Here is an 11,800-nt window from a genome sequence, read left to right as displayed (position 1 = left end):
TGGACCGGCGGAATCGATCACACAGTCGTGCGGCGAGAACTGCGATTATCACGTATTGTTTACGGCCGTCGTCATACGTGAAGAAACGTTAGAGGGCCTCCCGTCATTTCTCCCGCGTCTGCCTTGCCGAATGACGAAGGAGTCCATGATGAAGAAGCTCGTACTCGCCTCAGCCGCCGCGATCGGCCTGCTTGGCCTCGCGGCCTGCAGCGACAGCGCCGACAACACGACGACGCAGAGCACGACGCCGCCGCCAGCGACCGACAACACGACAACGCCGAATGCGGCACCTGCGCCGCAGACCGGCACGGGCGGCGACACCCAGGGAAGCCCGCCGGCCCAGCCTGCGCCGGCACCGGCCCAGTAACGTCCGTTTCATTTGAAGAAGCCGCGCGGCCATCCTGGTCGCGCGGCTTTGCCATGCCCCGTTTTGGCGAAGGGCAGCCTTGAGCCTGCCGACGGAATCGCCCGAAAAGCCGCTGTTCCGTGGCCGAGAATCGCTTGAGCCACGCCCCTCTCATGCCGAAACTTCACCAGATCGTTGCCGATCAAGCCTCGCCAAGCACGAAGGCCTTGGCTATGAAGCGGCCATGTCGATATGGGAGCGCATCGGAGAATTCGTCAGCAAGGCGGGCGCCGGTGTGTCCGACCTCGCCGAGGCGTTGCGCGTCGTCTTCGGCGGCGACCCGGAACTGCGTCGGCGCGTCGCCTTCTCCGTCGCCATGATCGCCCTGTCGGCGAAGATGGCCAAGGCGGACGGCGTGGTCACGCAGGACGAGGTGCGCGCCTTCCAGCAGATATTCTCGGTCCCGCCCGCCGAGGCGCGCAATGTCGCGCGGCTTTATGATCTGGCGCAGGCCGACATCGCCGGCTTCGAGGCCTATGCGGAGAAGATGGCGCGACTTTGCGGCTCCGGACGGCCGAACTGCGCCATGCTCGAGGACATCCTCGACGGACTGTTCCACATCGCCAAGGCGGACGGCCTGCTGCATGAGCGCGAGAGCCTGTACCTGCGGCGGGTCGCCGAGATTTTCGAGATCGGCGAGGAGCATTACCGCACCATCCTGGCCCGCCACGTCGACATCGGCCTGGCCGATCCCTACGCGGTGCTCGGCATCGCTCGCGGCCGGCCGTTCGATGAAGTGCGTCGCCGCTATCGCAAGCTGGTGGCAGACAACCACCCCGACCGGCTGATCGGTCGCGGGCTGCCGGCCGAGTTCATCGCGCTTGCCACGACGCGGCTTGCCACCATCAACACCGCCTACGAGATGATCGAACGCGGCATGCGCCAGCTATGAGCGGCTTTGCCCCCGACCAGCCCGGTGCAATGGTCAGGGCCTCGCCGAATTTCGGGCCCCGACGCGAGGGATTTCGGCCAGAAATCATTCTGCTCCATTATACCGGCATGACGACCGGGGCGGGGGCCGAGGACTGGCTGTGCAATCCGGCAAGCGAGGTGTCTTCGCACTATCTCGTTCATGAGGACGGCCGGATCGTGCAGATGGTGCGCGAGAGCGACCGTGCGTGGCATGCCGGACAGAGTTCCTGGCGCGGCGTGACCGACATCAACTCGCAGTCGATCGGCATCGAGGTCGTCAATCCGGGCCCGCTGGCTGGTCACCCGCCGTTTCCCCCGAGGCAGATCGCCGCGGTGATCTCGCTCTGCCAAGGTATTGTCGCGCGCCATCGGATCCGCCCGGAAATGGTTCTCGGCCATTCCGACGTGGCCCCGGGGCGCAAGATCGACCCGGGCGAACGGTTTCCGTGGCGCGCGCTCGCCCGTGCCGGGGTGGGCCATTTCGTCGCGCCGGCGCGGCATCGGCGCGGCGCAGCGCTGCAGCCCGGCGACGAGGGCCAGGAGGTCACGCGGCTGCAGGCGATGCTTGCTTCCTATGGATATGGACTGGAGACCGGCGGCACTTACGACGGCGCCACAAAGACCGTGGTTTCGGCCTTTCAGTTGCATTTCCGGCCGAAAAAAGTCGATGGAATCGCCGACCGGGCGACGCGGGAAACCCTTCAGCGGCTGCTTGCCGCATTGCCCTCACGAGTCGGAGAGTGGGCTGCTTGACGTAGCGGAAGGCTGCTGCTGCTCGACCTTCGGTTGACATGCACTGTAACAAAAAGTGAATGCCTGGGCCATTTTCGCCCCAAACTTCACCAGCAAACGGCCGGTCATACCCGCCGGCCAGCTGTCACCGCAGGCTTGAGACTACACCGACCGGGCGCTTCCGCCCCGTCGTCAGCGAACAGGAACTGATGAAAAAGCCGATCTTCTTGACGGTGGCGCTTGCCGCCGCCCTGACCTCTTTTGCCGCCAACGCGGCTGAGTTCCCCAACATCCCGCGCACGCCACTGTTTTCCACGCAGAAAGCTGCCGCAACCACGGAGAAGGCGAAGCCGGGCGCCAAAACGACGAGGAAATCCGCGACGAAGGCTGCCGCTACTTCGAAGGCTGCTCCGGCGAAGAAGCCTGCCATTGCCCGGACTCCGCTGTTTACGACCAAGAAAACCGGGACTGAGACGACAAAGGCCACCGGCAGCGCGGTCAAGCCGAACGCCAAAGCGGCGGCAAAGACCTTGAAGGCCGGCAAGGCATCGAATGCGAAGCGCAAGACGGCGAGGCTGGATACCAGGAATGCGAAGCGGAGCGCCAAGGTGAGCCGCCGGAAAGCCAAGTCGGGCGGCATCACGGTGACCGAAACCACCGTCGAGGTGAAGACCGCGTCCGGCTACCCGGTCAAGCCGGATACGCTGTCGGCAGCGAAGTCAGGCAGGCCGTATCACGCGGTGATCGCCCGCTACGCCGCCGAATACGGCGTGCCGGTCTCGCTCGCCCATGCAGTGATCAGCGTGGAAAGCAACTACCAGCCGAACTCGACCGGCTCCGCAGGCGAGGTCGGGCTGATGCAGATCAAGCCGGCCACCGCCCGTGGCCTGGGCTACAGCGGCTCGGTTGCGGCTCTCTACAATCCCGAGACCAATATCCGCTTCGGCATGAAATATCTGGCCATGGCGCATCAGCTCGGCGGCGGCACGACCTGCGGCACGATCCTCAAATACAATGCGGGTCATGGCGCCAGCCGCATGAACCCGGTGTCGAAGGCCTATTGCGGCAAGGTGCAGCGCCTGCTTGCCAGCTGATCGGACACGCCGAGGCCCCGATTTCCAAGGAGAGGCGGAAATCGGGGTTGCGTTTTGCCCGGTGAGCACCTTTATACGGGCGGTCAGCCGGCCGGGCGGCCGCACCCGCAAACGCCGAAAGGCCGCGGGTGAGGAAAGTCCGGGCTCCATGGAGACACGGTGCCGGTTAACGACCGGCGGGGGCGACCCCAGGGAAAGTGCCACAGAAAGCAGACCGCCCCGCCTGCACAACGGCTGTATTCCGTCCGACTTCCCGGACGGGACCGGCCGCTGCGCCGGCGGGGTAAGGGTGAAAGGGTGGGGTAAGAGCCCACCGCGCTGCCGGCAACGGTGGCGGCACGGCAAACCCCACCGGGAGCAAGACCGAATAGGGATGGCGCGAGGGGAGACCCTCAGGACTGTTTCCGGTCCGGCCATCCGGGTAGGTTGCGCGAGGCGCGGAGCAATCCGCGCCCAAGACGAATGGCCGCCGCGTCCGCGCGCCGCAAGGCGCACGGGCCGTACAGAACCCGGCTTACAGGCCGGCTGACACTTTTCTAAACGGATTCAGCGCGATTCCCGATTGCGTTGACAAAATGAATCAGGCGCGGACGCCGGCCATTACGACCGGGACAGCGCGTCCAGCGACGCCTCGATCGCGCTCCAAAGCTCCTCCGTCGGCTCGCAGCCCAGGGAGAGCCGGACGAAACCCGGCGCCACCGCGTCGCCCCAGCGGGCGCGGCGCTCGGCCGAGCTGTGCACCGAGCCGAACGAAGTCGCGGGCTGCAGCAAGGCGCAGCCGTCGATGAAGGCCTCGGCCTTGTCGGCGCTGTCGAGGGTCAGCCCGATGAGCGAGCCGAAGCGCAGCATCTGCGCGGCGGCGAGATTGTGCGAGGGATCGTCGGGCAGGCCGGGATAGCGCACTGCGCGGACCGCCGAATGCGCCTTCAATCGCGGCGCGATGGTCTCCGCCGACCGGCACATACGCTCGAAACGCAATTCCAGCGTCTCCAGGCCACGGTGCAGCAGCCAGGCTTCGAACGGGCCGGGAATGCTGCCGGAGAGTTTTCGCCACTCCCGTATGGACTTGAGGATTTCGGCGTCGCGGCTGGCGACGTGGCCGAACAGCACGTCGGAATGGCCGTTGGGCGCCTTGGTGTCGGCGGCGACCAGGATGTCGACGCCGAGCTCGAGCGGCCGCTGCCCGAACGGCGTCATGGTGGTGTTGTCGGCGACCACCAGGGCTCCGGCTGCATGGGCGGCGGAGGCGACTGCGGCGATGTCGCAGAGATCGAGGCCGGGATTGGACGGCGTCTCGACATAGACCAGCCGGTAGCCGTCGAAGCCGCCGTCGAGGAAGGAGGCGGTCGGGCGCAGGTCGAAGCGGACGCCGAAGCGCGACAGGAAGCGGTCGCCGAGAACCCGCGGCGTGTAATAGCCGTCACTGGGCAGCAGGATGCGGTCGCCGGCCTTCAGCAGGCCGAAGAGGACGGACGAGATCGCCGCCATGCCGGAGGGGAAGGCGACGCAGGGCGCATCCTCCAGATGCGCCAGCATCTCCTCCAGCGCTTCCCATGTCGGGTTCTCGGAACGGCCGTACTGGTGAAAATCGCCGGGCTCGCCGGGCAGGTGGAAGGTCGAGGCGAGGGTGAGGGGCAGTGGGATCGGATCGCCCTTGTTCAGCCCGCGCCTGCGCAGGTGCTGCAGCCCCGCCGCCCGTGCATTCGTCCCGTCGCTCATCTCGTCCACTCCGCTGCGCCGGGTTGCAGTAGCGGGAGGCAGCGGTCGCGGCAAGTCCGGAGGCCCAGGCAAGCTGCCCCGGCGGCACGCGGGCCGCCCCGCCACGCAATAACCCTTCGTTAGGCTTAATGGACGATAAAGGCGCAAGCGCCGGAAATGCCTTCGCTTCGCTGATTCCGGCTCCGGTTTCGAGATTGCTCCCGTTGACGCCCATATTGCCCCATGATATCCCATTTCGATATTCACGAAGTTGCGCGGGGAAGGGTGGCGGCGTCGATGCGTTCGGCGGCCGGCGGTGGGCTTTTGCCGCGTCCGGGCGGCTTTGCGCGCGGGATTCGGGTGCTGAGATGCGGCGGTCCGGTCGGTGGCCGCCAGGAGTGCGAGTGGGGCGCGGCGGACGTTTCGGATGATGGATCGCTTTCTGTCGAACGCCGTGAACAGGATCGATGCGAAGGGGCGCGTCTCCGTGCCGGCGCATTTCCGCGCGGTCGTGCAGAAGCGGGGCTATTGCGATCTCTATGCGCTGCGGGCGCTCGATGCGCCGGCCATGGACGTCGGCGGGCTCGACCTGCTCGACCGCTACGAGCAGCGCATCGCGCAGGAGGACCCCTTCCAGGGCGCTGCCGACGATATGTCCTTCTTCGTCCATGGCGACGGGACGTTTTTGAAGATCGACCAGGACGGCCGCATCACGATGAGCGACTTCATCCGCGCCCATACGGGCATCACGACGGAAGCGGTCTTTGTCGGTCGCGGCGCCTTCTTTCAGATATGGGAGCCGGGCCGCTTCGAGGCGCATGGCAAGGTCGTGCGGGACAGGTTGCTGAGACTCAGGCAAGTTCCGCAATCCGTTGGTGCGGGGGCGCCGGAATGATGGCGGGCCACGGCGAAGGCGACTTCGCGGTTGGCGGACCGGCCCGCCATGTTCCGGTTCTTCTCGCCGAGGTGCTGGAGGCGCTGCAGCCGGCAGCGGGCCAGGTGATCGTCGACGGCACGTTCGGCGCGGGTGGGTATACGAGGGCGATCCTCGATCGCGGCGCATCGGTGGTGGCGATCGACCGCGACCCCGACGCGATCGCCGCGGGCAAGGCGCTGGAGGCGGCGGCCGGCGGCCGGCTGAGGCTGGTCGAGGCGCCGTTCTCGTCCCTGGACGAGCATGCAGAGGCGGTCGACGGCGTCGTGCTCGACATCGGCATCTCCTCCATGCAGGTCGACCAGGCCGGACGCGGTTTCTCCTTCCGTGCCGACGGGCCGCTCGACATGCGCATGGCGCAGGCGGGCCCGTCGGCCGCCGATGTCGTCAACCGTTTCAAGGCCGGCGACCTCACCCGCATCTTCGGCCTGCTCGGCGAGGAGCGGCATGCCGGCCGCATCGCCCGCATGATCGAGCGGCGGCGGGCTGAAAGGCCGTTCCTGCGCACCACGGATCTCGCCCAGTCGATCGCCGATCTCGTCGGCTTCCCGCCGCGTGAAAAGATCCATCCGGCGACCCGCGTCTTCCAGGCGCTGCGCATCTATGTGAACGACGAACTGGGCGAGCTGGCACTGGCGCTCATCGCCGCCGAGCGGGTGCTGAAGCCGGGCGGCCGGCTGGTCGTCGTCACCTTCCATTCGCTGGAGGACCGCATCGTCAAGCGCTTCATCGCCGACCGGTCCTCGGCGCCCGCCGGCTCGCGGCATCTGCCGCAGAAACACGCCGTGGTGGCGACCTTCGACAAGCGCGGCGGCGCGGTGGCGCCCGGCGAAGCCGAAATCGCCGCCAATCCGCGGGCGCGATCGGCGAAGCTGCGGGCGGCGGTCCGCACCACCGCGTCGGCGCGCCCCGCCGATCTCGGCCTGTTCGGCCTGCCGAAGCTCCCAGATCTGCGGCCAGAGAGGTAACGATGTTCCGGACAAGCGACATGGTGCTGATCGCGGTCATGGTTTCGGCCGCCGCCTTCACCTACAAGACCAAGCAGGTCGCCGAGGACCAGCTCACGCTGGTGCGCAAGCTGGAGCAGCAGATCCGCCTGGAAGAGGATTCGATCGTGCTGCTCAAGGCCGACTGGAGCCTGCTCACGCAGCCCTCGCGCCTGCAGAAGCTTACCGAGACCTATGAGGCCGACCTCAAGCTGCAGCCGACCGACGCGCGCCAGTTCGCGCGGGTCGACGAGATTCCGATCCGGCCGCTGGAAATCAGGGACATCATCGGTCAGGCCTTCGACCTGCCCGACGACGGCATGGACGAAACGACGACGGGTGCGGTGCGGTAATGATGAAGTTCTGGCGCAGGAAAGCGGCCGCCGCCGCGAGCTCGACCGCCGCGATCGTCGTCGACGGTGCCCGCATGGCGACCGGCGGGCGGGCGCGGACGCGGGTCATCATGACCATGGCCGTCTTCTTCGGCATCTACGCGGCCATCGCCGGACGGCTGGTCTATTTTGGCCTGATTGAGCCAGACAACGGCTCCGGTCCGGTGGCGCGGGTCACCGCCTCGCGGCCCGACATCGTCGATCGCAACGGCCAGGTGCTGGCGACCGACATCAAGACGGCCTCGCTGTTCGCCGAGCCGCGCCGCATCGTCGACGCGGACGAGGTGATCGAAAAGCTGTCGACCGTGCTGCCCGACCTGCAGGTGGAGCAGACCTACCACAAGCTGAAGAGCGGATCGGGCTTCGTCTGGCTGAAGCGGCAGCTCACGCCGCGCCAGCAGGCCGACATCATGGCGCTCGGCCTGCCCGGCATCGGCTTCCGCACCGAGAAGCGGCGCTTCTATCCCGGCGGCCCGACCGCCTCGCACATCCTCGGCCTCACCAATATCGACAACAAGGGCATCGCCGGCCTGGAGAAGTACATCGACGACCAGGGTTTTGCCGACCTGCAGGCCACCGGTCTCGCCGTGGCCGGGGACCTGCAGCCGGTGCGGCTGTCGATCGACCTGCGTGTGCAGCACATCGTGCGCGACGAGATCGTGCGGGCGATGGAGCGTTACCACGCCATCGCCGCCGGCGCGGTCGTCCTCAACGTCAAGACCGGCGAGGTCCTGGCGATGGCGTCGGTGCCCGATTTCGATCCCAACAACCCCTTCAACGCTCTCGACAAGGACCGCCTGAACCGCATGTCGGCCGGCGTTTACGAGATGGGCTCGACCATCAAGAGCTTCACCACGGCGATGGCGCTGGATTCCGGCAAGGTGACGCTGGAGAGCCGCTTCGACGCCACCCGGCCGATCACCATCGGCCGCCAGACTATCCGCGACTTCCACGGCAAGGGCAGGGTGCTCAGCGTGCCGGAGGTCTTCATCTATTCCTCCAACATCGGCTCGGCGCGCGAGGCGGACGTGGTCGGCATCGAGGGACATCGCGAGTTCCTGCACCGTCTCGGCCTGCTCGACCGCATGCAGACGGAGTTGCCGGAGGTGGCGCGGCCGACCGAGCCGAGGGTATGGAAGAAGGTGCATTCGATCACCGCCGCCTTCGGTCACGGCTTCACGACGACGCCATTGCAGACCGCCGTCGGCGCCGCCGCGCTGATGAGCGGCAAGCTGCTGCCGCCGACCTTCCTGCCGCGTTCCGAAGACGAAGCTGATGCCGTCGGCCAAAAGGTCGTTTCCGACTACACGGTGGAATCGATGCGCTATCTCTACAAGCTGAACGCCACCAAGGGTTCGGGCGGTTCGGGTGCGCGGGCGCAGGTTCCTGGCTATCGCGTCGGCGGCAAGACCGGGACGGCCGAGAAGGTGGTCAACGGGCGTTACGCCAAGAACGTGCGCTTCAACGCCTTCGTGGCGGCGTTTCCAATGGACGACCCGCAATACATCGTACTCTCCGTCGTAGACGAGCCGAAACCAGAAAAGCCGGGCATGGCCGCCACGTCGGGTCTGAACGCCGCGCCGATCGTTGCCAACATCATCCGCCGTTCGGCTTCCCTGCTTGGCGTGAAGCCCGAATTCGGACAAGAAGGCGAGGCAACGCTGGTCTCGACGCAGTGATTCCCTGGCGCGCCGGCAAAGCGCGCCGTTTGTTTACGCAGGCCGCAAAGAACAACGAAGAAAAGATGAAGCTCGCCGACCTCGCCGCTGTTCTTCCCGTCGCGCCGGGCTTGCCCGCAGACCTGGAAGTGGCCGGCATAACCTCGGATTCGCGCGCGGTCCGGCCGGGAATGATCTTCGTGGCCGTGCCCGGGGTGAAGGCGGACGGCTCGGCTTTTGCCGCGGATGCCGAAGCACGGGGAGCCGTGGCGGTGATCACAGGCAGGCAGACCGCGCCGGCTCGGCTGGCCGTGCCCGTCATACCCGTGGACGACCCACGCTTGGCGCTGGCGCGGATCGCGGCGCGTTTTTACGGCCGCCAGCCGCAGACGATGGTCGCGGTGACCGGCACCAGCGGCAAAACCTCGGTCGTTTCCTTCACCCGCCAGATCTGGGAGCAGGCCGGATTTCGCGCCGCAAGCATCGGCACGACCGGTGTCATCGCGCCCGGCCGCAACGACTACGGCTCGCTGACGACGCCCGATCCGGTCGCGCTGCACATGTTGCTCGCCGAGCTCGCGGTTGCCGGCGTCGACCACGCGGCGATGGAGGCTTCCAGCCACGGCCTCGTCCAGCGGCGGCTGGACGGCGTGCGGCTCGCGGCCGGCGCCTTCACCAATCTCGGCCGCGACCACATGGACTACCATCCGACCGTGGAGGACTATCTCGCGGCCAAGCTCAGGTTGTTCGACACGCTGCTGCCCAGGGGATCGCCGGCCGTCATCTTTGCCGACGACGCCTATTCCGCCCCGACGATCGAGGCGGCGCGGGCCGCGGGCCTTGCCGTGCATACCGTCGGCCGCCACGGCGATTTCTTGACGCTGAAGCGGGTGGAGCACGAGCGCTACCGCCAGCGTGCCGAGATCGAGCATGCCGGCGTGATCCACGAGATCGACCTGCCGCTCGCCGGCGATTTCCAGATCTACAACGCGCTGGTCGCCGCCGGGCTCGCCATCGCCACCGGAACCGATGCTTCCAAAGCCCTGAAGGCGCTGGAGAAACTGAAGGGCGCACCGGGTCGCCTCGATCTCGTCGGGACGGCGGCCAATGGCGCGCCGGTCTATGTCGACTATGCCCACAAGCCCGAAGCGCTGGAGAACGTGCTCTCTTCTGTCCGGCCGTTCACCACCGGGCGGGTTATCGTCGTGTTCGGCTGCGGCGGCGACCGCGACCGCGGCAAGCGCCCGATCATGGGCGAAATCGCCACCCGGCTGGCCGACGTGACGATCGTCACCGACGACAATCCGCGCTCCGAGGTGCCGGTCGATATCCGTGCCGCCATCCTCGCCGCCGCGCCGGGCGCCATCGAGATCGGCGATCGGCACGAGGCGATCCGTGCGGCCGTCGACATGCTCAAGGCCGGGGATACGCTGATCGTCGCCGGCAAGGGCCACGAGGAGGGCCAGACCATCGGGGCGGAAACGCTGCCGTTCTCCGACCACGAGGAGGTGCGCAAGGCTCTCCGGGAGCGCGCCGCATGAGCCTGCTGTGGACGAGCGAGGAGCTGATCGCGGCGATGGACGGTCGTCCGGTCGGCGCGATGCCCGGCGGGATCGGCGGCATCTCGATCGACAGCCGCACGCTGCGGCCGGGCGATGCGTTCTTCGCCATCAAGGGCGAGGCGATGGACGGCCACGACTTCGCCACCGCCGCGATCAAGGCGGGGGCGGCCCTGCTCGTCGTGGCGCAAGGCAAGCTGCCGGCGCTCGGGAGGCTGACGGTGCCGATGATCGTGGTGCCGGACGTGCTCGTCGCCCTCGAAAAGGCGGGAATGGCGGCGCGGGCGCGAAGCAAGGCGAAAATCATCGCCGTCACCGGCTCGGTCGGCAAGACCACCACCAAGGAAGCGCTGCGGCACGTACTGTCGGCGGCAGGCAAGGTGCATGCGTCGGACAAGTCCTTCAACAATCACTGGGGCGTGCCGCTGACGCTGGCGCGCATGCCGGCCGACTGCGACTACGCCGTCTTCGAGATCGGCATGAACCATCCCGGCGAGATCCGGCCGCTGGTGAAGATGGTGCGTCCGCATGTCGCCATCGTCACCTTGATCGCCGCCGCCCATCTCGGTTTCTTCAACAGCCTCGACGAGATCGCCCGCGCCAAGGCCGAGATCTTCGAGGGGATCGAGCCGAACGGTTACGCCCTGCTCAACCGCGACGACGGGCGCTGGAAGCTGCTGGAGCGGCTGGCGCGCGACGCCGGCGTCAAGAACGTCGTCGGCTTCGGCGAGAACGCGCGCGCCCAGGTGCGGCTGACCAAATGCGAACTCGCCGCCGACCACTCGCTGATCTCCGTCAAGATTGGCGGCAAGGAGATCGAGGCGCGGGTAGGGGCGCCAGGGCGGCACTTCGTCCAGAACGCGCTCGCGGTGCTCGGCGCGGCGCGGCTGGTCGGCGCCGACCTCAAGGCCGTTGTCGCCGCGCTGGCGGAGCTCGTTCCGGAGACCGGCCGTGGCCGGCAGCATCGGCTCGGCACGGAGAGCGGCGCCTTCACGCTGATCGACGAGAGCTACAACGCCAATCCGGCCTCCATGAAGGCAGCGATCGAACTGCTCGATGCGACGCCGGTTACGGCCGAAGGCCGGCGCATCGCCGTCCTCGGCGACATGCTGGAGCTCGGCAGCCACTCGGCGAAACTGCATGCCGGGCTCGCCCGGGTGATCTCGGAGACGCACACCGACATCGTGCTGATGGCCGGGCCGCAGATGAAGAACCTTGCCGACACGCTGCCCGGCGACATTCGCAAGGAATACCGCCCGAGCGTCGACGATCTGAAGCCGATCCTGCTGGACGCGGTCCGGCCCGGCGACGTGGTCATGGTCAAATCTTCCAAGGGGATCGGCTTCTCGAAGCTGGTCGAAGCGCTCCTCAACCGGTTCCCGGCGCAAGCCGGCGGCCAGAAACCAACCTGACCGCGGGCTCCGGGGGA

The 11,800-nt window shown here is 67.3% G+C and carries 12 protein-coding genes and 1 other RNA gene; 11 read left to right on the top strand and 2 right to left on the bottom strand.

What is annotated here, in order from left to right; translation table 11 throughout:
• Positions 1 to 148: 148 nt before the first annotated feature.
• The 3 genes from AC5JDC_RS12535 (at position 149) to AC5JDC_RS12525 (ending at position 2,071) form a co-directional block, all read left to right on the top strand.
• Complete coding sequence (locus tag AC5JDC_RS12535) at positions 149 to 367, top strand: hypothetical protein (protein ID WP_495841637.1); 219 nt, start codon at positions 149 to 151, stop codon at positions 365 to 367.
• A gap of 223 nt (positions 368 to 590) precedes the next feature.
• Positions 591 to 1,298 carry a J domain-containing protein gene (locus tag AC5JDC_RS12530; protein ID WP_106770915.1) on the top strand — a complete coding sequence of 236 codons (708 nt, stop codon included), beginning with the start codon at positions 591 to 593 and terminating at the stop codon, positions 1,296 to 1,298.
• Positions 1,295 to 2,071: an N-acetylmuramoyl-L-alanine amidase gene (locus tag AC5JDC_RS12525; RefSeq protein ID WP_495841636.1), complete on the top strand. Its 777-nt coding sequence runs from the start codon at positions 1,295 to 1,297 to the stop codon at positions 2,069 to 2,071. The genes AC5JDC_RS12530 and AC5JDC_RS12525 overlap by 4 nt, the downstream gene beginning before the upstream one ends.
• A 124-nt stretch (positions 2,072 to 2,195) precedes the next feature.
• On the opposite strand, the gene AC5JDC_RS12520 is transcribed toward AC5JDC_RS12525, so the two are convergent.
• Positions 2,196 to 2,657, bottom strand: a complete 462-nt coding sequence (locus AC5JDC_RS12520) for a hypothetical protein (RefSeq protein ID WP_495841635.1) — start codon at positions 2,655 to 2,657, stop codon at positions 2,196 to 2,198.
• 1 nt (position 2,658) lies between these two features.
• Between AC5JDC_RS12520 and AC5JDC_RS12515 the strand changes: the two genes are divergently transcribed.
• Positions 2,659 to 3,144, top strand: coding sequence for a lytic transglycosylase domain-containing protein (locus tag AC5JDC_RS12515; RefSeq protein WP_342587149.1), 486 nt, complete (start codon positions 2,659 to 2,661; stop codon positions 3,142 to 3,144).
• An 83-nt stretch (positions 3,145 to 3,227) separates the two neighbouring features.
• Positions 3,228 to 3,677: RNase P RNA component class A (gene rnpB, locus AC5JDC_RS12510), an RNA gene on the top strand.
• A gap of 67 nt (positions 3,678 to 3,744) precedes the next feature.
• Here the strand turns inward: rnpB and AC5JDC_RS12505 are convergent.
• The gene (locus AC5JDC_RS12505) at positions 3,745 to 4,863 is read right to left on the bottom strand and encodes a cystathionine gamma-lyase (RefSeq protein WP_495841634.1); all 1,119 of its coding nucleotides are present in this window, start codon (positions 4,861 to 4,863) and stop codon (positions 3,745 to 3,747) included.
• A gap of 409 nt (positions 4,864 to 5,272) precedes the next feature.
• Between AC5JDC_RS12505 and mraZ the strand changes: the two genes are divergently transcribed.
• The 6 genes from mraZ to AC5JDC_RS12475 all read left to right on the top strand — a co-directional run bounded on the left by mraZ (position 5,273) and on the right by AC5JDC_RS12475 (position 11,783).
• On the top strand, positions 5,273 to 5,737 hold the full coding sequence (gene mraZ / locus AC5JDC_RS12500) for a division/cell wall cluster transcriptional repressor MraZ (RefSeq protein WP_106770997.1): 465 nt from the start codon (positions 5,273 to 5,275) through the stop codon (positions 5,735 to 5,737).
• The gene (rsmH, locus tag AC5JDC_RS12495; protein ID WP_495841633.1) at positions 5,734 to 6,744 is read left to right on the top strand and encodes a 16S rRNA (cytosine(1402)-N(4))-methyltransferase RsmH; all 1,011 of its coding nucleotides are present in this window, start codon (positions 5,734 to 5,736) and stop codon (positions 6,742 to 6,744) included. Before mraZ ends, rsmH begins: the two co-directional genes overlap by 4 nt.
• A gap of 2 nt (positions 6,745 to 6,746) precedes the next feature.
• On the top strand, positions 6,747 to 7,115 hold the full coding sequence (ftsL, locus tag AC5JDC_RS12490; RefSeq protein WP_495841632.1) for a cell division protein FtsL: 369 nt from the start codon (positions 6,747 to 6,749) through the stop codon (positions 7,113 to 7,115).
• Complete coding sequence (locus tag AC5JDC_RS12485) at positions 7,115 to 8,833, top strand: peptidoglycan D,D-transpeptidase FtsI family protein (RefSeq protein WP_495841631.1); 1,719 nt, start codon at positions 7,115 to 7,117, stop codon at positions 8,831 to 8,833. Before ftsL ends, AC5JDC_RS12485 begins: the two co-directional genes overlap by 1 nt.
• Before the next feature lie 65 nt (positions 8,834 to 8,898).
• On the top strand, positions 8,899 to 10,353 hold the full coding sequence (locus AC5JDC_RS12480) for a UDP-N-acetylmuramoyl-L-alanyl-D-glutamate--2,6-diaminopimelate ligase (protein ID WP_495841630.1): 1,455 nt from the start codon (positions 8,899 to 8,901) through the stop codon (positions 10,351 to 10,353).
• Positions 10,350 to 11,783, top strand: a complete 1,434-nt coding sequence (locus AC5JDC_RS12475) for a UDP-N-acetylmuramoylalanyl-D-glutamyl-2,6-diaminopimelate--D-alanyl-D-alanine ligase (RefSeq protein WP_495841629.1) — start codon at positions 10,350 to 10,352, stop codon at positions 11,781 to 11,783. Before AC5JDC_RS12480 ends, AC5JDC_RS12475 begins: the two co-directional genes overlap by 4 nt.
• Positions 11,784 to 11,800 lie beyond the last annotated feature (17 nt).

The organism is Kumtagia sp. (genome assembly GCF_059502445.1).
This window is presented reverse-complemented; position numbering and strand designations above follow the sequence as displayed.